The 18,458-nt window shown below is 40.9% G+C and carries 17 protein-coding genes and 1 pseudogene; 10 read left to right on the top strand and 8 right to left on the bottom strand.

Annotation, left to right across the window (positions count from 1 at the left end):
- Window positions 1–152: 152 nt before the first annotated feature.
- Both ftsE and G1O98_RS05550 read right to left on the bottom strand, forming a co-directional pair.
- Complete coding sequence (gene ftsE, locus G1O98_RS05545) at window positions 153–899, bottom strand: cell division ATP-binding protein FtsE (protein WP_163927653.1); 747 nt, start codon at window positions 897–899, stop codon at window positions 153–155.
- 194 nt (window positions 900–1,093) lie between these two features.
- Window positions 1,094–1,849 (bottom strand): WecB/TagA/CpsF family glycosyltransferase, encoded by a 756-nt coding sequence (locus G1O98_RS05550; protein ID WP_163927654.1) that lies wholly within the window; start codon window positions 1,847–1,849, stop codon window positions 1,094–1,096.
- A 493-nt stretch (window positions 1,850–2,342) separates the two neighbouring features.
- Here G1O98_RS05550 and G1O98_RS05555 point away from each other — a divergent pair, with 493 nt between their 5' ends.
- From G1O98_RS05555 to G1O98_RS05565, 3 genes are all read left to right on the top strand, one after another.
- Complete coding sequence (locus G1O98_RS05555) at window positions 2,343–3,062, top strand: response regulator transcription factor (RefSeq protein ID WP_163927655.1); 720 nt, start codon at window positions 2,343–2,345, stop codon at window positions 3,060–3,062.
- Between the two features lie 164 nt (window positions 3,063–3,226).
- A complete protein-coding gene (locus tag G1O98_RS05560; RefSeq protein ID WP_163927656.1) occupies window positions 3,227–4,900 on the top strand; it encodes a SpoIIE family protein phosphatase in 1,674 nt (557 codons plus the stop codon).
- A 3-nt stretch (window positions 4,901–4,903) separates the two neighbouring features.
- Window positions 4,904–5,329, top strand: a complete 426-nt coding sequence (locus G1O98_RS05565) for an anti-sigma regulatory factor (protein ID WP_012411419.1) — start codon at window positions 4,904–4,906, stop codon at window positions 5,327–5,329.
- A 95-nt stretch (window positions 5,330–5,424) separates the two neighbouring features.
- Here G1O98_RS05565 and G1O98_RS05570 read toward each other — a convergent pair whose 3' ends face one another.
- On the bottom strand, window positions 5,425–5,856 hold the full coding sequence (locus G1O98_RS05570; protein WP_163927657.1) for a ketosteroid isomerase family protein: 432 nt from the start codon (window positions 5,854–5,856) through the stop codon (window positions 5,425–5,427).
- 308 nt (window positions 5,857–6,164) lie between these two features.
- On the opposite strand from G1O98_RS05570, the pseudogene queG reads away from it, so the two are divergent.
- Together queG and G1O98_RS39730 are read left to right on the top strand one after the other, a co-directional pair.
- A pseudogene (gene queG / locus G1O98_RS39725) lies at window positions 6,165–7,162 on the top strand (tRNA epoxyqueuosine(34) reductase QueG).
- On the top strand, window positions 7,137–7,772 hold the full coding sequence (locus G1O98_RS39730; RefSeq protein ID WP_243458348.1) for an HAD-IA family hydrolase: 636 nt from the start codon (window positions 7,137–7,139) through the stop codon (window positions 7,770–7,772). Before queG ends, G1O98_RS39730 begins: the two are co-directional and overlap by 26 nt.
- 116 nt (window positions 7,773–7,888) lie before the next feature.
- Here G1O98_RS39730 and G1O98_RS05580 read toward each other — a convergent pair whose 3' ends face one another.
- The gene (locus G1O98_RS05580) at window positions 7,889–8,263 is read right to left on the bottom strand and encodes a hypothetical protein (RefSeq protein WP_163927659.1); all 375 of its coding nucleotides are present in this window, start codon (window positions 8,261–8,263) and stop codon (window positions 7,889–7,891) included.
- Window positions 8,264–8,480: 217 nt separating this feature from the next.
- On the opposite strand from G1O98_RS05580, the gene G1O98_RS05585 reads away from it, so the two are divergent.
- Window positions 8,481–9,011, top strand: coding sequence for an orange carotenoid protein N-terminal domain-containing protein (locus G1O98_RS05585; RefSeq protein WP_163927660.1), 531 nt, complete (start codon window positions 8,481–8,483; stop codon window positions 9,009–9,011).
- Window positions 9,012–9,103: 92 nt separating this feature from the next.
- Here G1O98_RS05585 and G1O98_RS05590 read toward each other — a convergent pair whose 3' ends face one another.
- Window positions 9,104–9,868 carry an ABC transporter ATP-binding protein gene (locus tag G1O98_RS05590; protein ID WP_163927661.1) on the bottom strand — a complete coding sequence of 255 codons (765 nt, stop codon included), beginning with the start codon at window positions 9,866–9,868 and terminating at the stop codon, window positions 9,104–9,106.
- A 250-nt stretch (window positions 9,869–10,118) separates the two neighbouring features.
- Window positions 10,119–11,384: a glycosyltransferase family 4 protein gene (locus G1O98_RS05595; protein WP_163927662.1), complete on the bottom strand. Its 1,266-nt coding sequence runs from the start codon at window positions 11,382–11,384 to the stop codon at window positions 10,119–10,121.
- Window positions 11,385–11,535: 151 nt separating this feature from the next.
- Between G1O98_RS05595 and G1O98_RS05600 the strand changes: the two genes are divergently transcribed.
- Together G1O98_RS05600 and G1O98_RS05605 are read left to right on the top strand one after the other, a co-directional pair.
- Window positions 11,536–12,276 (top strand): DUF429 domain-containing protein, encoded by a 741-nt coding sequence (locus G1O98_RS05600; RefSeq protein WP_163927712.1) that lies wholly within the window; start codon window positions 11,536–11,538, stop codon window positions 12,274–12,276.
- A gap of 37 nt (window positions 12,277–12,313) precedes the next feature.
- Window positions 12,314–12,781 carry a DUF29 domain-containing protein gene (locus tag G1O98_RS05605; protein WP_163927663.1) on the top strand — a complete coding sequence of 156 codons (468 nt, stop codon included), beginning with the start codon at window positions 12,314–12,316 and terminating at the stop codon, window positions 12,779–12,781.
- 68 nt (window positions 12,782–12,849) lie between these two features.
- Here G1O98_RS05605 and glgP read toward each other — a convergent pair whose 3' ends face one another.
- Together glgP and G1O98_RS05615 are read right to left on the bottom strand one after the other, a co-directional pair.
- Window positions 12,850–15,414 (bottom strand): alpha-glucan family phosphorylase, encoded by a 2,565-nt coding sequence (gene glgP / locus G1O98_RS05610; protein WP_163927664.1) that lies wholly within the window; start codon window positions 15,412–15,414, stop codon window positions 12,850–12,852.
- Between the two features lie 570 nt (window positions 15,415–15,984).
- Entirely contained in the window at window positions 15,985–16,308 is a 324-nt protein-coding gene (locus G1O98_RS05615; protein ID WP_163927665.1) for a hypothetical protein, read from the bottom strand.
- Between the two features lie 542 nt (window positions 16,309–16,850).
- Here G1O98_RS05615 and G1O98_RS05620 point away from each other — a divergent pair.
- Both G1O98_RS05620 and G1O98_RS05625 read left to right on the top strand, forming a co-directional pair.
- The gene (locus tag G1O98_RS05620) at window positions 16,851–17,015 is read left to right on the top strand and encodes a hypothetical protein (RefSeq protein WP_159402498.1); all 165 of its coding nucleotides are present in this window, start codon (window positions 16,851–16,853) and stop codon (window positions 17,013–17,015) included.
- Between the two features lie 649 nt (window positions 17,016–17,664).
- A complete protein-coding gene (locus tag G1O98_RS05625) occupies window positions 17,665–18,366 on the top strand; it encodes an acyltransferase (RefSeq protein WP_163927666.1) in 702 nt (233 codons plus the stop codon).
- Window positions 18,367–18,458: the final 92 nt, after the last annotated feature.

The following is an 18,458-nucleotide window of genomic DNA, read 5'->3' on the forward strand; positions in this document are numbered from 1 at the left end:
ATTTGTCATTTGTCATTTGTCATTTGTCATTTGTCATTTGTCATTTGTCATTTGTCATTTGTCATTTGTCATTTGTCTAATAACTAATTCCCATTCCCAATTCCCAATTCCCAATTCCCAATTCCCAATTCCCAATTCCCAATTCCCAATTTTTATTTTCGAGACAACTGTCCATTAGTAACTTGCACTACCGGATGATTGCACCGCCGTACCAATTGTTCATCATGGGTGGTAACAATTACCGTAGCTCCAAAGGAATTTAACTTCTGAAGAATCTGGATTACTTGCCAGGAATTATCAGGATCGAGATTTCCAGTAGGCTCGTCTGCTAACAGTAGTGGTGGTGTACCAACGATCGCACGGGCAATACTCACCCGTTGTTGCTCTCCCCCAGATAGTTGATCTGGGAAGCAATCAGCTTTACTCAGCAAACCCACCAGCTTTAAAGTTGGTTCTAAACGTCGTTGAATTTCTTTACGGGTATACCCTTGAGCTTGCAGCACAAAAGTCACATTTTCTGCTACTGTTCGTTGGCTAATCAGTTTGTAGTCTTGAAACACAATGCCAATCCGTCGCCGGAATAATGACAAGCGATCGCCCCGTAAACCCGCTATATTACACTCATCAACAATTACTTCTCCCTGTGTAGGCAACTCCTGGCCATACAACAGTTTCAAGAGCGTTGATTTACCAGAACCACTTGGCCCGGTGATAAACAGAAATTCTCCCTTTTTTACCTCAAGGTTCGCATTCAACAAGGCGTGAGTGCCGTTAGCATAAGTCTTGCTTACAGATTGCAATGTCACCTTTGCAGTAGTATTACTACCATGCTGTTGAGTTGCAGAGTCCTCTCTCTGAACGGATTTATCTGTTTTAACTTGAGTTGTTAATACTGGCATTGTTAAATTTTCCTCATAACCACAACTAAACAATTTGCCGACTTAGATGTGACATTGCCTATCAAAATAAGGATTCCCAGGTTTTGCCTGGGAATTTAAAATTCAACAAAGAAAATTTAAAATTTTTTGAAGACTTCAGTATTAACTAAGTAATAACACCCAGTACAGACGCGATTAATCGTGTCTCTCCACTCTTAACTAATTGCATCTTTTGCTGTCAAACGATAAACAAAAGCTTTTACAGCAAAAGCAGGCAAAGCCAACATTCGCCGCCAACGCCAAGGTTCTTGATATAGCCGATACAACCATTCCAAATTATTATTTGCTAACCAGGCGGGAGCGCGAGTTTTAGTTCCCGACCAAATATCAAAACTACCACCAACGCCAATCCAAATTGCTTGAGGACACAAATGGCGGTTTTCGGCAATCCATAACTCTTGACGTGGCACTCCCAAACCGACAAAAATCACTTGTGGCTGCAATTGAGCAAGAGTTTGTTGCAATTGCGCTTCTTCTTCTGGGGAATGGTAGCCTGAGTGAGTGCCTACTATATTCAAATCTGGAATTTGCTGCTGCCAAAAATCTGCCGCAGTTGAGGCCACCCCAGGCGCTGCTCCATAAAAAAACACCTTTGCCCCTGTCTTCTGTTGTCCAAGTTCTTGCAAAAGTTTTTCTGCTAATTCAATTCCCGGAAAACGCTGAACTTTTTGCCATAATAATAACCGTAAATACAGAACAACCCCGGCTCCATCTGGAATAACTAGTTCAGCATTTTTAATTATCTGAGCGAGTAATTCATTCTGCTCTGCCTGCATAGTCATTTCTGCATTGAGCGTTACTACATGAATTCCTCTGCCTTGTTCTAGGCTTTCTAACAACCAGCCTGGATAGTTAGCCATCACATGAACTGGTATTCCCAATACTGAAAATGCTTGATTGCCTTTAGACATAGCCTATTCTTGAGTAACCCTCACGCCAGATTTACTTGAATGTTAAGTTTATCAAATTTTTTTATATTAGAACTTAGGCAGGAAAGATCCCAATACTTTTCGAATAAACCCAACAATCTCTCTTTTGGTCTGGGAAAAGGGTAAGGGGTAAAGGTAAATTTAAACCCTTTCCCCTTTCCCCCTTAACCGAAAAGTATTGGGAAAGATCCCCAGTGCCTTGGAACAATAGAAAGCTTGACATACTGCCCATTTTAAAAATTGGCTCTACAAGCCTGCGATTTTGAAAGTGGGGATTTCTCAGAGCGCTTGTACTTGGGCTGGATCAGTGCAAACTTTATTGTGAAAGTGTAATATTAACCCAGTATAAAAAAGCTCAACTCGCAACTCTGGTTCCGGGAACAGAAGCTCCTACTATACTGCTTACAGTTAGTGTGGGAGTATGTCACGAAACTCGACTTTATGGTTAAGGTAGTGTAACGGGCTGAAGTTGGCTATGAGTAAAATTCGTATTGCTTTAATTGAAGATCATGACCTCACTCGCGTGGGTATTCGGACAGCGCTCATCCAAAAGGATGAGATTGAAGTTGTAGGTGAAGCTGCCAATGCTGCCGAGGGGCTAAAGATGTTAAAAATGGTACAACCTGATATTGCGATCGTAGATATTGGTTTACCAGATAAAGATGGTATTGAACTAACACGGGAGGTAAAATCTACTGCAAATGGGCAGCAGCTAGCTACAAAAGTGTTAATTTTGACGCTGCGGGATAACAAAGAAGCTGTGTTGGCAGCTTTTGCTGCTGGTGCAGACTCTTACTGTATGAAAGATATCAAATTTGATAATTTGCTGGAAGCAGTGAGAGTAACTTACAATGGCAACGCCTGGATCGATCCAGCGATCGCTCGAATTGTATTACAACAAGCACAACAAAATCCTCAAAAGTTGGAATCGGCTTTTGTAGATGCCAAGACTATTGCCTCTAACCTTGATTATGTCGAGAATCTGGAAGGAATTCAACCTTACACCCTGACAGAAAGGGAATTAGAAGTGCTACAGTTGATTGTCGAAGGTTGTAGTAATGCACTAATTGCGGAAAGACTTTACATCACTGTTGGGACTGTTAAAACTCACGTTCGCAATATTTTGAATAAGCTATGTGCCGATGACCGTACCCAAGCAGCAGTCCGCGCCCTGCGTTCTGGTTTAGTTGGGTAAAGGTAATTTTGATGTGGAGCAATTGAAAACGATCAAGGGAAACTCATAACTTTGAGAAAGTGATATTTTCAAAGTGAATGGCTTCTCTGATTTTCTGTGATTTATTATGTGGGATAAACATCACACTATATCGCCATTCAAACATCTCAAAAGTAAAGTCAAATATGGCTGAGACAGGGGTCGAAAAACTTAAGCTCATGGTGGTAGATGATGAGCCAGATAACCTAGATTTACTCTACCGCACTTTTAGACGAGATTTTCAAGTGTATAAAGCCAATCATGCTTTTGGCGCTCTGGAAATCTTGGATCAATTTGGCGAAATGGCGGTGATTATTTCTGACCAAAGAATGCCAGAAATGAATGGAACGGAATTTTTTAGTCGGACAGTAGAGCGCTTTCCTGACACGATCCGGATTTTGTTGACTGGTTTTACTGATGTCGAAGATTTAGTGGATGCCATTAACTCTGGTCAGGTATTCAAGTATATTACCAAACCGTGGAATCCAGATAAACTCAGGGCGTTAGTTGAGCAAGCGACTGATACATATCGTGTAGTCAAGAAGCGCACGCAAGAGTTGCGTCGGGCCCTACGGCGAGAATCTTTGTTTAATGCCGTAACAACCGCAATTCGTGAGTCTTTAGACTACGACAGTATGCTGCAAAAAATTGTCGCAACCATTGGACAAACATTTGACGCTAGCAGTTGCTTGCTCAGACCAGTAGAGGGCGATCGCCTGATCCAAGATGAGTTTTCATACTACGATCCTAAATCCAATGCATTAGATTGCTTCTTCGACCCCAGTATTTTAATTGAAAAAGTTCTGGAAACCCGTCATTATCAACTTACTCAAGAAATATACGAGGGCAACCCCTGTCACCATTTGGTTGTGCCACTTAGCTACCAGCAGCATTTGTTGGCTGTGCTGGCTCTCCACCAATGGGGACGCGATCGTCCTTGGCAAGACGAAGACATCCAACTAATTGCAGGTGTTGCCGAACAAGCAGCCTTAGCTCTCTCGCAAGCAAAACTTTACCAGCGTCTCCAAGAAAAGCAACAGCAGATTCATAATGAGTTGGAGGTGGCTCGGCAAATTCAATACAACTTACTACGCCAAAGTTTACCTGATATTAAGGGTGTAAAAGTGCAAGCCTGCTGCTACCCGGCGCGGGAAGTAGGAGGCGATTTCTTTGAAGTGTTTGTTCATCCCAAAGGGGACTTGTGGTTAGCAGTAGGTGATGTCTCTGGTAAGGGTGTCCCAGCTGCTTTATTTATGGCTAGTATTATTTCAGTTTTGCGCCGAGAATTATCTCAAGAAACACCAGCCGAGCCGAATGTGGTTATGCAAAACCTTAATCATGCTCTGAGTGAAGATTTAATTAGCAACAATTATTTCATTACTCTTGTGTTAGCCTGTTATACCCCTAATACTAAGGAACTAGTCTACACGAATGCCGGTCATATTTATCCACTGTTATGGTCACGCCAAGACGCTTTAGGCGACAATCCTAATTACCTGAAAGTCCGCAGCGTTCCTTTGGGAATCTTACCCAAGTGGCAGGCACAGTCTGGTCGTTTGGTTCTCGCTACTGGAGACACATTATTACTCGCCAGTGATGGTATTACAGAAGCAACGATCTCAAATGATTCTGATTTAACAGTAAAAAACGGGTCTAGTGCTGAGGCAGTTAACCGTTCTATGCTGAACCAAGATGGTCTTTGGCAACTGTTACAACAAGAAGAACAACCACTTTCTCTCAACCATTTACTAGCTCGCATCCAGGCAGATAACCACATTCAAGAAGACGATCAAACTATACTTTCACTGGAGATTTTATAAGTGATGAAAAGTGAGCTTCATGTACCAAGTGACTTGAATTTTCTGAATATTGTCGAAAACTGGTTACTGGGATGTTTGAAAATTCAGCTAGGAGAATCTGTGGATTGGTCACGGCAATCAAGTCGTTTGAGATTGGCTTTGGTGGAAGCTTACTCAAATGCAGTCCGTCATGCCCACAAGGATAAACCAAATTTACCAATTTTACTGCGTTTGGAAGTGAAAGACCGGGATCTGGCCTTAGAAGTTTGGGATTACGGCGAAGGCTTTGATATGTCTAACTACTACGCTCCCAACCCTTTGGAAAAACAAGAAGGTGGTTATGGTTGGCTGATTATGAATCGTCTAATGGATAAAGTAGACTATGAGTTGCAGATTGATGGTGCAAACTGTCTCAAGTTACAAGCTACTTTACCCGAATTAGTCAAATAGACATCAAATAGACAAAAGTTATTTATAGGAATTTTTGATGCCTAGATTTTGTTTTGGGTAATATCAAACATTTCCTCAACAATTATACTTATTTACTACTTTTCACGACGTAAAGAAAGTAACTCTTGGGGAGAAGCTAAAAGTTTGATTCTAGTATAGAAAATTTGCCGTTGTTGGTTGAGGATAAATAGCCACAAGACATTCACACTACACCAGGAAGTTTGGGCTTTGCCTGCTACCTGAATTTGAATCTCACCGGTTTCTAAAGTCTCGGCGATTGCCGTGTTGGGGTAAGCTTTAACGTTTTGTCCTTCTTGTTTTAAGTAGGCTGTGATCGCATCTATCCCCACAATATCAGATTCAAAGGGTGGACGCATCACACCATCTACCGCAAATAAGGCAGCAGTTGCCTCAAATTCTCCAGCATTTAAGGTTTGAAAATAACGCAGTACGCTTGTTTCTGTAATTCCCTCAATCTGGAATTCTTCTTTCAACTGCGCTGGGGATATAAATTCAGCAGAAGTCATAAAATTCTCTGTATTATGCTAACTGAATATTCATTTCAATACAAAAATCGCTCAAAAGAAAGCTGCTTTTGAGATAGATTGCTACATATTGCTAAATCTTCCTCACGATGGAAGTTGAGATGTTGCAATGGAATGTCTCTACATTGGTGTTGCAAAAATTGCAGAAGGCAGGAGGAATACTACCCTCTTGCCTTCTTCCTTTCTCGATCAAATTGATACGTAGGAAAAGTAACAAATATTCATTAAAGGTAGTGACTAGGTAATGTATAATTTATTTGCCTTTATTTAGGCAAAATCCAATTAAAAAAATGAGTCAGTATTCCGTAACAAGCAGTAGTGTGGTGAAAGAAAAAGCCAGCGAGTTGGGCTTTCACAAAGTTGGAATTGCTGCTGTAGATAGCATAGATGCCACAGAAGCGCAGAGGTTACAAGCATGGATTGAACTGGGTTATCACGCCGATATGGAATGGATGACTAACCCAAAACGTCAAGATATCCGCTTAGTGATGCCAGAAGCGCGATCGCTAGTGTGTGTGGCGCTAAATTACTACACACCACACCAACGTCCCGTTCGCGTAGCGTCTCCGTCAGGAGAAGGCGAGGAATATGCCAAAATTTCCCGTTATGGTTGGGGAAGGGATTATCACAAGATAATGCATAAAAAACTCAAGCAGCTATCTACATGGCTGGAATCACTAGATGAAAGTGTAAGAGTTCGTTATTATGCAGACACTGGCCCAGTACAAGATAAAGTATTGGCTCAACTTGCCGGAATTGGTTGGATTGCCAAGAATGGTAATGTGATTACACGAGAATATGGCTCTTGGGTATTTTTGGGAGAAGTGTTGACCAATTTGGAGCTAGAGAGCGATCGCCCGCATACAGAACACTGCGGTAGCTGTACTCGTTGTCTTCAGGCTTGTCCTACAGGTGCAATTACTCAGCCTTTTGTTGTGGATGCTAATCGCTGCATCGCTTATCATACAATTGAAAATCGGGACGAAAAACTGCCAGAGGCGATCGCACCTCATTTACAAGGCTGGGTTGCTGGTTGCGATATTTGCCAAGATGTTTGTCCTTGGAATCAACGTTTTGCCCAAGCAACTGATATTCCAGAGTTTCAGCCTTATCCTGGGAATATTGCTCCCAAACTGCTAGAATTAGCCCAAATCTCAGACCAGGAGTGGGATAAACGATTTCCAGCATCTGCCTTGCGGCGGATTAAGCCAGAAATGTTACGACGCAACGCCCTAGCTAATCTTGACGCATCCAGGCAAATAATGACCCCGAAAGTAATTATTTTTGATTTTGATGGCACAATTGCTGATACAGTAGATGCCCTTGTAAGTATTGCCAATCGTCTAGCTGTAGACTTTGGTTATAGACACATCAGCCCAGAGCAATTAGCCCTCCTTAAAAACTTAACATCTAGGGAAATTATTAAGTACTCAGGAGTTTCTCTATTTAAAATACCTTTTTTAGTTAAAAAAGTTAAAGGAGAATTAAAAGACAAAATTCCTGAATTAAAACCAATTCCGGGAATTAAAGAAGCATTAATAGAGCTGCAAAATCAAGGATATAAACTGGGTATTATCACTTCTAATTCTAAAGATAACGTTACCCAATTTCTCACAATCAATGATTTAAATCACCTGTTTGAGTTCATCTACTCAGGAATTACAATTTTTGGCAAAACAACCATAATCAATAATGTATTGAGGCAAAAGCAACTCAAACCCCAAGAAGTTATTTATGTTGGTGATGAAACCAGAGATATAGAAGCATCAAAGAAAGCAAATATCCAAGTAATTGCAGTAGCTTGGGGGTTTAACTCATCAGAAGTACTAGCTAAACAAAATCCAGATTATTTGATTCACCAACCTAGCGAACTGCTAGAAGTGATGAATGGTTATTAATTATATACACATCTCCATAAATTAAATATGCGTTATCCATAACTATTGTAGAGACATAGCTATGCTACGTCTCTACATTTTTTTCACCAGATGTCTAAATGTTGGATTAGGAAAATTTACTTTTTCGGTTGACCCTTTTCCAAAGCTTTTTGTACTAGTTCATCACTGACATTAGTTACACCTTCAGTTCTAGAATTCCCAACTTCTTTGGCTAATTCTGCATAATCGTCAGGATTACCAGTTGACTGCGCTTCAATTTTTGTCTCTTCTGGCTTAGAGGTTTGATATTTAGGTGCTGTAGCTGTTTCGGCTGCTGCTGAACCTTTAGCAGTGCGATCAACTTCACTCACGCTAAATTGTTGTGCAGCTGCATAATCAGCATCAAAATCGACCTTTGGCGCTTGTTCTTCACCACTAGCTATGCTTTCGGCAGCTAATTGAGCATCATGGGTGGGAGCTTCATTTAAATTGGGCTTTACTTCATCAGGCATAATTAAAAACCTTAAGGTAAATTTTTATTACTAGGGCGATTGTAACAAGTCAATATGCCGCTTGTTGCTTCCTTGGGAGAGACTTTTACCTCTATTAAAAGATAGATAAAAGCTGCAATTTGCAATAAAGTTAACTCCTTCTATCGGTACTAGAATCTGATGAGAAAACTCTGGTAACACTTAGTTTGGTCTATTAAATTTACTTGGGGACAAAATTATGACTGCAAGTTACGACAAAACTATTTCTCAAGCCCAGAGCAATGAAACTCAAAAATTAGTGGATGCGTTTAATGCCTTAGATACCGATGCCAAATTAGCCTGGTTCTATTTTGTTTATAAAAAAATGGGTGATTCGATTACGCCAGCTGTACCTGCTGCGGCTGAACCAGAATTAGCACCACTTCTGTTAGGAGACTATTTTGAATTATCAGATGAGCAGCAACTAGATATTATGCGGGATATTGTTAACCGCAAAGATACAGAATACTCTCGTGCTTATGGGTCGATAAAAGAAAACAATCAGTTGTTAGTTTGGTATGCTTGGGCAGTAGCTATGGGAAATCAGGTGGTTGGTTTACCAGCTAGCTACCAACCAAGTAAGGCAATTAATGATCTGGTTTCCCAAATTGAAGGACTAGATTTTGAGGAGCAAATTTCGGTGTTTCGGACAATAGCTGGTGAAATGGGTTACACCGATGTCAAGCCGATCGCAACACAAGCAGAAACTGGTAAAACATCGAGTTTGTAATCATATCAAAACCGCATTTATCAGCCTTGGCGACTAGATACAAACTTTCGTCCACCTACCAAACGCCAAGGGCGAACTCGGACTTTATTAAGTTATGACACAGTAAGGTTACTCAAGTCGCTTGGGGTGAGGTTAGAGTGTACCACTTGACCATCGCGGAACCAAACGATGCGCTGGGTTTGACGGGCAACTTCTGGCTCATGTGTCACCATGACAACGGTGATTCCACTGGCATTGAGTTCGCTAAAGATATCTAAGACTTCTTGGGTTGTGCGCGAATCAAGTGCGCCTGTGGGTTCATCGGCTAGGAGTACTACAGGACGATTGACAATGGCTCGTGCGATCGCTACTCTTTGTTGTTGTCCCCCAGATAGTTGAGTTGGTTTGTTGTTGAGGCGATTTGCTAAACCGACTCGCGTCAATGCAATTGTGGCGCGATCGCTTCTTTCTTTTGGATTCACACCAGCATACAGCATTGGCAGTATCACATTTTCTAATGCTGTTAGTTGAGGCAATAGGTGGAATTGTTGAAACACAAACCCCAGTTTTTTATTACGGATGTGCGCCAATGAGCGATCGTCCATTTGGGCTACATCAAGATTATCTAAGTAATAATGTCCGGTTGTCGGACGGTCTAAACAACCGATAATATTCATGGCTGTGGATTTGCCAGAACCGGAAGGGCCCATGATTGCACAATATTCGCCTTGTTCTACAATTAAGTTGACATCATTCAGCGCTCGTACCTCTGTTTCGCCACTACCATAAATCTTGAAAATGTTTTCTAGTCGAATGATTGCTGGTTTCGGTAGAGGATTAGGAAGCAGGGAATCGGTAATTGAAATAGTGTTTGTCATAAAGATTATAGGTAATCTTGGGCTGGTAAGTTACTTTTTTTCCAGTTGTAACTATAGTAACCATCCTCACAAGGTAAATTGTCGGGAAGGAATTAGCGATCGCTAATTCCTTTGATCAGTTAAGTTGGCACAATAAAATTAAACTATCTTGTAAAAATCGTTATTTTCACGATTTTCGTCGAGCCTTCGCGTGAGACAAAAAAATATTTATGCAAGAGACCAATGACAAATGACCAATGACCAATAACATCTAATTTCTTCCAAATCCTTTAGAAACTGAGCGCTTTTGTAAGCTATCAGAATTTTTACCAGCAAATATCCATTGCAAATGCTGTGGTAACAGTTTGGCTAAATCATAACGCTTCAAAATTGTCTCTCGCGCATTCGCACGAATTTTTTTCATCTCTTGAGGATGATTCAGCGCCTCTTCAACTCGATTAGCAATATCCTGGGGAGAAAAGAAATCTACCAACAATCCATTTACCCCATCCTGGATGACCTCCAATACTGGCGGAGTCTTAGAAGCTATTAGTAAACATCCTGCTGCCATTACTTCTAACATTGACCAGGATAAAACAAAAGGACGGGTTAAATAAATATGAGCAGAAGAAGCTTGCAAAACTTGAAGATACTCATTGTAAGGTAGTCTATCTGTAAAGTGCAGCCTCGATAAATCTAAAGATGATTTTAATTTTTCTAGCATTAATTGTTTATAAGTCTGACCATCGGGGAGATTCTTCCCATAAGCCACCCTATCTTCTCCCACAACTACTACATGACAGTTAGGTCTTCGCTGTTGAATTAGTGCCACCGTTTCCATAAACTCTGGAAATCCTCTATAAGGTTCCATTCCCCGTCCCACATAAGTTACCAACTCTTCGACATAAGAAAGGTCAAGATTTATTCTTGGTAAAACTAACTTTGCGTCTGACTTGGGAACAAAATAATTGGTATCAATACCATCATGAAGTACAGTGATTTTGCTATGATATTCTTTGGGGAACTGGTAACGCTGCCAATTAGTGGGAGAAAGCCCGCGATCACAGCTATATAAATCAGTCAAAATCGGTGCATTTTTCATGCGAATACGGCATTCATCATCAGCATTCAGGGGTTCATTGGGATCAAAATCTGCATCCGAACCGTGAGCGTGATAAAACCACTCGAAATAACACAATAATTCTGCTTTGGGAAAAACATCTTTCATAAATAAAGTCGGCCCCCAACCAGAATGGCCATAGACTATATCTGGAACAAAACCCTCAGCTTTTAATTTTTCGGACACGCGATAGACAGCCTGCGCGGTGAGAACAGCATTTTCTAGGTTGCGAACGTAATGGTGGGTTTGGGGAGCAGCTTCCCGAGAAGGAGTGTAAATAGCTTTAAAAACGCCAGGTATTTCGCCTTCACGACGATTTGTTCCAAAGACGACTTTGCAATTAGGATCTTTACCTAAAACTGTCGCTAGGTTGCGAAATTGTGAGGGAAAATTGGGATGTAAAAATAATATTTTCATTGGAATAATCTTGATTAATTTATTGCCAGATAAAATAAATTAAGACAAGCTATTTCAGATTATAAGATTATTTCTCACAATTTTTAGCAAGTAAATTTAGGTAAATGGTAGCCTGAAAATGCGAAAATAATCGCAAATTCATGTTATGACAATGAAATTTATTGGCATTGATTTAGGCTGGCGATCGCAACCAAGTGGATTGTGCTGTTTAGAATGGATAGATGGACAACTGCAACTACTCGATCTAGACCGCAAAGAGGCTATTGCAGACATCCTTACCTGGATCGATCAAAGCGTTCAACCAGACGAACCAGCAATCATCGCCGTAGATGCACCTACCCTCATACCCAACGCTAGCGGGAGTCGTCTCCCCGACAAACTCAGCCACAAGTACTTTGGCAAATATCATGCAGGCTGCTACCCAGCTAATCAAAACCTACCCTTCGCCGATCGCACCATCAACTTTGGCTTAGAATTAGAATCACGCGGTTTTGCCCACGCCCCCACCATTCAACCGCAAAAATTAAGCAGATATCAAATAGAAGTCTTTCCCCACCCAGCAATCGTTAACCTATTCAACTTAGAACGCATCCTCAAATATAAAAAAGGAAGACTCACTGAGCGCCGCCTAGAACTAATCAAACTTCAAAATTATCTTCTCGATATCCTCCCCTCTCTTTCCCCTCCTCTGCGTTCCCTGCGCCTCTGCGGTTCGTTCCTCCTAGAAATCCCAACCACAGGCGCAGCCCTCAAAGCAACCGAAGATAAACTAGACAGCTTAATTTGCGCTTACATTGCTGCATACTGGTGGTATTGGGGAGAACAACGTAACTTAGTATTAGGCGATCGCACCACTGGCTACATTGTCATCCCCCAAAGAATATTAGCCTAAAATTGTAATGTCGTAAGATTTAACTCAAAGAGGTTTTATGCAAGGAGTTAATTCTAATTTGAGTTTGCAACAACTTTATGAAATTGACGAGCATCTCTGGCTAGAGGAAACAATCAAACTCTTGAAAGCTAACCATTTAGAAGAATTAGATTTAGAAAATTTAATTGAGGAGCTAGAAAGTTTGGGTCGTAGAGACAAAGCGAAAGTTGCTAGTTTATTAGAACAAATTATTAGATATCTTTTGCTACTGCAATATTGGACAGAGGAATATCAATATAATTCTAGACATTGGAAAGCAGAAATTAGAAGTTTTAGGAATCAATTAAAACGTAACTTGACAACGAATTTATATCAATTTTTAGAAAAAGAATTAGCATCAATTTATAATGATGCTTTAGGATATGTAATTGATAAAACTGAAGGCAAACTAGATAACTTACCTCAATATTCTACCTATACCTTAGAACAGCTACTAGATATTAATTACTTACCTGAAAACTTGTAATATAAAAGACGTTGCTAAATTAAGTTAGCAACGCCTATTCTTGAGTATTTATTAACTACTCAGCACTCTTATTCTGCCCAAGCAATCAACCTTGGTTCGTAAGGATTAGCCAGATTTGGATTTTTCGGCAATACACGCAAAGACAAGCCTTGTAAACCAGAAGCGGTATAGGTAATATTACCCGTGTAAATACTCAATTGTTGTGAATCCTCACCTTGGTAATCCATCACCACTGTTACAGCGTTGACAATCTCACCATTGGCATCGATCGCACCTTGATATAACTCCACCTGCACATCATCATTGGTCAAGGTTGCTAAGTCAACTTTGGCTTTGACAGCAACAGTTTGGTTCACCTCAATGTCTGAAGCTGCCGATACATCAACATCTTTGATTCTGATGTTGAACCAGTGTTCGCCCAGTTTTTCTTTCCAAGCAGCTAGTTCTTTAGCTGGGGCATAGTTATCAACAGTCAGGGTATGATAGCGATCGCTGGCCGGAAAATAAGCCCTTTGTGCATATTCTCCTACCATCCGCGCTGTATTAAAGAAGGGACAATTCAACCGAATTGCATCCTTCATTTTGGCAACCCACGGACGGGGCAAACCATCAGTATCCCGGTGTTCATAAAATAGTGGTACAACTTCCTTCTCTAACAACTCGTAGAGAGCATTTGCTTCCACTTCATCTTGGTAGTTAGGATCGTCGTAATTCTCTCCATGTCCAATCGCCCAACCTGTGCGGACGTAATCAGCTTCATCCCACCAGCCATCTAGTACACTTAAATTTGGTAATCCATTCATTGCCGCTTTCATACCACTGGTACCAGAGGCTTCCCGTGGACGACGCGGTGTATTTAACCAGATATCGCAACCCGCAACCATCAATCGGGAGATGTGAATGTCGTAATTGGGAACAAACACTACCTGTTTTTCTAAATGCTGTTCGCGGATAAAGTGATTGATCTCGCGGATCAGTTCTTTACCGGGAATATCCTTAGGATGTGCCTTACCAGCAATTACGAATTGCACTTTCCGGTCTTTGTTAGCCAGCAGAAGCCGCTTAATCCGATCCAAATCACGCATCCAGAGGGTGGCGCGTTTGTAGGTGGCAAAGCGACGGGCAAAGCCGATGGTGAAAGCGTAAGGATCTAAAACTTCTTGGGCTTGGATAATTTCGGAAGCGGAAGCGCCGCGATCTGTTAAATGCTTAACCAAATGCTCCCGTACATACAAAATCATATCCAAGCGGCAGCGTTCGTGATTGCGCCACAATTCTTCATCGGGTATAGCATCCATCCGATCCCACAATGGGCTATCTGGTGGTGCTGATGACCAATTTGGACCGAGGTAGCGATCGTACAATTCTTGAGTCGATTTTGCCACACAACTCCGAGCATGGACACCATTAGTAATTGCTGCGATCGGCACTTCTTCTACTGGTACTTTCTGCCACAAGCCCTGGAACATTTGCCGCGACACTACCCCGTGGAGTTGTGCAACACCGTTAGAAAATGTTGCCATTTTCAAAGCCAGCACCGCCATACTGAAAGGCCCAGATAAATCACCTGTATTCTCGCGCCCCAGTCCTAAAAATTGCTCTTTGGGCAACCCAAATATCTCTGCATAGTACCCCAAGTAGTGCAGCATTTTGTCGGGAGCGAATAAGTCAATCCCTGCTGGTACTGGCGTGTGGGTAGTAAAAATATTACTGGAAGCCACCACCTGTTTAGCTTGGGCATAACTCAGCCCTTCTTCCTGAATCAGCAAGCGGATGCGTTCTAGGGCAGAGAAGGCGGCGTGGCCTTCATTCATGTGGTAAGCGGTGACTTTCAGCCCCAAAGCTTTGAGCATTTGCACACCACCGATCCCCAGCATGATTTCCTGGTGGATACGCATATCAATGTCGCCACCATACAGCTGATCTGTAATGTCGTGGTCGTAAGTGTTGTTGGGTTCAATATTGGTGTCAAGCAGATACAAGGGAACAGTTCCCACCTGTACGCGCCAAACTCTAGCGTATACCTTGCGTCCTGGATAATCTACCGCAATCCGTAGCTCTGAACCATCGGCATTACGCTCTAGATGCAAGGGCATATTATAAAAATCATTGAGCAAGTAGCGTTCTTGCTGCCAGCCATCAGCATTCAGATACTGAGCAAAGTAGCCTTGCTGATACAGCAAACCTACACCGACAAGCGGTAGCCCCAAGTCACTAGCAGATTTGAGGTGATCTCCCGCCAGAACTCCCAAGCCCCCAGAATAGACGGGTAAACAATCGACAAGTCCAAATTCCGCCGAAAAATAGGCGTAGCATTCTTTTGGTTTTTGCTCCCGTTGTTTTTGATACCAGGTGCGCTCTTGTAAATAATCGTCTAACTGACGGTCAGCTCGATCCATTTGCGCTAGAAAGCCTTCATCTTCGACAACTTCCAAAAGCCGCGATTGCGAGATAGTACCGAGCATCAACACTGGATTGTGATGGCTAGACTCCCATAGGTCAGAGTCTAAGCGACGAAATAAATCTTTGCTCTCAACATTCCAATCCCAGTGCAAGTTATATGCTAACCGCCGCAGTGGTTCGAGTCGCGGTGGTAGTGAAGGGGATACGTTAAATGTGCGAATTGGCTGCATAGGTTGGCAAAACTCCAAGTTTAGTTATGGTTATTGTTTACTGTCTTTACCAATGTTGCCAATTCTTTATACTGTAGTTTGTGAAGAAGCGATGACTTTGTTAAGCATTGAGAATTCTTTTTAACATCGTTGCTAAAGTTTACACCAAGGTGTTTCTAATTCTATGCATTACTCTCAGCCATATACTTGGTATATTAAGATTTAATCATTGAGTGGTATGTATCACTGAAAAAAATCTAGTTTTGAATAAATAATTTATATTTTTTTTAGTATTGCTTCCGGGGATCAGTTCTACTGTCTTGGCTAAGGGTGAAATTTCCTCGTAGCTGTTTCCACAAAGGTTAAATTTTTAATTATTTTTTAATAAAATTGTGCTAAAAAATAAGCAGCTATGATTCTTAGGTTAGGGATTAGTTTGAAAAGATGTGATACAAAGTAACCCATGTAGACATCACTTAAAAGAGGAATGCGTAAAAATAATACCAAGGAGTTAACTAGGAAAAGCGTCGCAAACTACTTGGTATAAATTTTGGATACTAAATCAGGAAAATAAATTCTTAGCGTGTTATCTTATGAACCTAGTGAAGGCTGATCTTTGGTATTTTTTGTCATTGACAAAGCTACAGCAGCTGCATAAGCAATCTCCGCTGCCATTTGATAAGCAAGTTTGATACTTGATGAAGCGTCCTTGGCTTTAGGAGAAAGAGAAGCTTTTTTTCGGCGCGACTCTTGTTTGATATCACCCGCTACAATAGCTCGCTGTAAAATGATCCAGGCATCTAGGTCTTCTGAGTCATAATTACTTTGAAGTTGCGATCGCAGTTGTTCTTCGGCTACAACACTCAGATAGCCGCTATTTAGAGCTTCTTGGACAATTTCTTTAATTAAAGCCATAATTTGAACCAAGTGTGTGAGTTAAAACCGATACCTCAATGTGGTCAATTTGATGTTGTTTTGTGGACTTCTCCTGGAAACTAAGCTAAATTTTAGCTTTCTTTACAATAAAATTTATAATGAGTAACACCAAGCACGCATCACCCGCTTGGCTCACCCGAATGGGTGATTTACAAATTTTTAGATATAAGTAATAAGGAAGAGGAAAATTTTCAGCTTTTTAACGAACAGGGTGTCATCAGTATAGTAGATATCATTCTGAGTTGAACGCCCAATTATTAAATTAATTGGACAAGCAAAGGTAGAAATATAGACTAAAAGACAATTAACATCTGTGATCATTTTTAAAATGACCATCCTCCAGGAATTTTATCTAAGTGTATAAAATTATTTAAGAGTAGCGATAGCTCCATAAAAAAAGTTAGCTAATTTACAATATTCTCATCACCAATCAACTTATTTATTAAGAGTGTTCCACTAAAAATAAAATGTGTTATTGTTAAAAGCAACTGTTATTAAAAACGATTCATGTAATTACAAGCATGAATTTGCTAGTCTGTAAATCATCTGTGTGCAACATGATTGGAGCAGCATACTCTAGAAATTCGTTGCAAGAAAGCCGTCATAGCAGTCGGGGAAGCGCTTACTTGTTTGCACCGATGGTCAACTTCAATGTGATGGCTGATGTAGGGGATAATCCACCCTAATTGGGTTTTTTGGGGCAATAATACCCAATTAGACCCAACAATAATTACATTGTTATGCTAGGCAGAAATTTTATCTAAATTTTTGAATATAGTCTAGTTAAATGTATTTTTTGTTGCAACATAGCTTGTGGAACTGAGTTGTTTTAAAAGACTAAAACCGCCTGATAGGAAGTAGCCTCAAGGCAAACAACTCAATCCTTAGTTGCGTAACAAGCTTTGCAAATTTGCCAGATAACCAAAACAGTATCCTATCTAAACCAACCAATTTACCCATCAGACAATTTCGTAGTCTGGGGTTTGACCCTGTAATGCACTAAGATTTTTTGTTAATTGCTCTGGTGAAAAAGAAGCGAAGTTTTTACATGCCTTAACTGGTACAAAAGCTTCTATAGATCCGAGGTAGTTGTGCATATCAAGTGGGTAATTCTAACACACCTAATTTCAAGAATTGCTCACATAGTTAAAGCCAGACTGGAGGTTTTCCAAATTATGGAAAACCATCTAAAAATATGGGTAAATTCAGGTAATACTGCCAACTAAGTTTAACGTATTAAGAAATACGATATCTCTTAGTATTGGCAGAAGATTAGGATACAGGCAAAAAACTTTCAATACTGTCAACAACAATTAATTGAAGAGATATGTAGCCATGCCTAACGAGCAAGACTTTTCCAAATTGCAGCGTGTGCAAGAACTTGTAGTAACTACTGTGTTAGGGGATCTTCCTACACTTATTCTGGGGCCAAAGTTGCGTAGTTTAGGATATCGGAGTATTTTTGCCCAAATAGGCAGCCCAGTTTATATTCAAAATGGTGTTGAATTCAACGGTGCTTCTTGTATTGAGATAGGCAGTGGAGTCTATATTTTCAAGGGTGTACGCATGGATGCTAGAGGACACAAAAATAATAAAATTCATCTAGGCAATAGAGTAGCTATTGAGCGTAACGTTGATATAGGGTGTTTGGAAGATACGTGTATACATATTGATGAAGACACCTTCATTGCTCCAAACGTATGTATTGAGGGGCCAGGAGACATTAAAATTGGCAAACACTGCATGATTGCTGCCCACTCCGGAATATATGCCAATAATCATAATTTTGCCGATCCGATGGAGCCAATTAAATACCAAGGTGTTACTCGCAAGGGAATTGTGATTGAAGATGACTGTTGGCTAGGTCATGGAGTAACGGTATTAGATGGCGTTACCATCGGCAAAGGTAGTGTTATTGGTGCGGGAGCAGTTGTCAATAAAGATATTCCTCCTTTCTCTGTTGCTGTAGGTATACCTGCACGAGTAGTCAAAAACCGAATTGGCAAAGACCTAGTAAAAGTTCAAACTGAGAAATAGGGAATGGGACAGGGGGCATGGTAGCTATCAATACGGTTCGGATAAGCATTTTTTACTTTCCTTCTGGTCTGGGGAATGGGAAAGTGGGATAC

Source organism: Nostoc sp. UIC 10630 (assembly GCF_010747425.1).
Lineage (GTDB): Bacteria > Cyanobacteriota > Cyanobacteriia > Cyanobacteriales > Nostocaceae > Nostoc.

Coding starts and splice junctions, on each gene's coding strand:
- G1O98_RS05590 (WP_163927661.1), bottom strand. CDS start 9,868: ATGACAAACACTATTTCAATTACCGATTCCCTGCTTCCTAATCCTCTA.
- G1O98_RS05555 (WP_163927655.1), top strand. CDS start 2,343: ATGAGTAAAATTCGTATTGCTTTAATTGAAGATCATGACCTCACTCGC.
- G1O98_RS05620 (WP_159402498.1), top strand. CDS start 16,851: ATGAATTTGCTAGTCTGTAAATCATCTGTGTGCAACATGATTGGAGCA.
- G1O98_RS05580 (WP_163927659.1), bottom strand. CDS start 8,263: ATGCCTGATGAAGTAAAGCCCAATTTAAATGAAGCTCCCACCCATGAT.
- G1O98_RS05625 (WP_163927666.1), top strand. CDS start 17,665: ATGCCTAACGAGCAAGACTTTTCCAAATTGCAGCGTGTGCAAGAACTT.
- G1O98_RS05565 (WP_012411419.1), top strand. CDS start 4,904: ATGAAAAGTGAGCTTCATGTACCAAGTGACTTGAATTTTCTGAATATT.
- G1O98_RS05570 (WP_163927657.1), bottom strand. CDS start 5,856: ATGACTTCTGCTGAATTTATATCCCCAGCGCAGTTGAAAGAAGAATTC.
- G1O98_RS05600 (WP_163927712.1), top strand. CDS start 11,536: ATGAAATTTATTGGCATTGATTTAGGCTGGCGATCGCAACCAAGTGGA.
- glgP (WP_163927664.1), bottom strand. CDS start 15,414: ATGCAGCCAATTCGCACATTTAACGTATCCCCTTCACTACCACCGCGA.
- G1O98_RS05615 (WP_163927665.1), bottom strand. CDS start 16,308: ATGGCTTTAATTAAAGAAATTGTCCAAGAAGCTCTAAATAGCGGCTAT.
- G1O98_RS39730 (WP_243458348.1), top strand. CDS start 7,137: ATGACCCCGAAAGTAATTATTTTTGATTTTGATGGCACAATTGCTGAT.
- G1O98_RS05595 (WP_163927662.1), bottom strand. CDS start 11,384: ATGAAAATATTATTTTTACATCCCAATTTTCCCTCACAATTTCGCAAC.
- G1O98_RS05550 (WP_163927654.1), bottom strand. CDS start 1,849: ATGTCTAAAGGCAATCAAGCATTTTCAGTATTGGGAATACCAGTTCAT.
- G1O98_RS05560 (WP_163927656.1), top strand. CDS start 3,227: ATGGCTGAGACAGGGGTCGAAAAACTTAAGCTCATGGTGGTAGATGAT.
- G1O98_RS05605 (WP_163927663.1), top strand. CDS start 12,314: ATGCAAGGAGTTAATTCTAATTTGAGTTTGCAACAACTTTATGAAATT.
- ftsE (WP_163927653.1), bottom strand. CDS start 899: ATGCCAGTATTAACAACTCAAGTTAAAACAGATAAATCCGTTCAGAGA.
- G1O98_RS05585 (WP_163927660.1), top strand. CDS start 8,481: ATGACTGCAAGTTACGACAAAACTATTTCTCAAGCCCAGAGCAATGAA.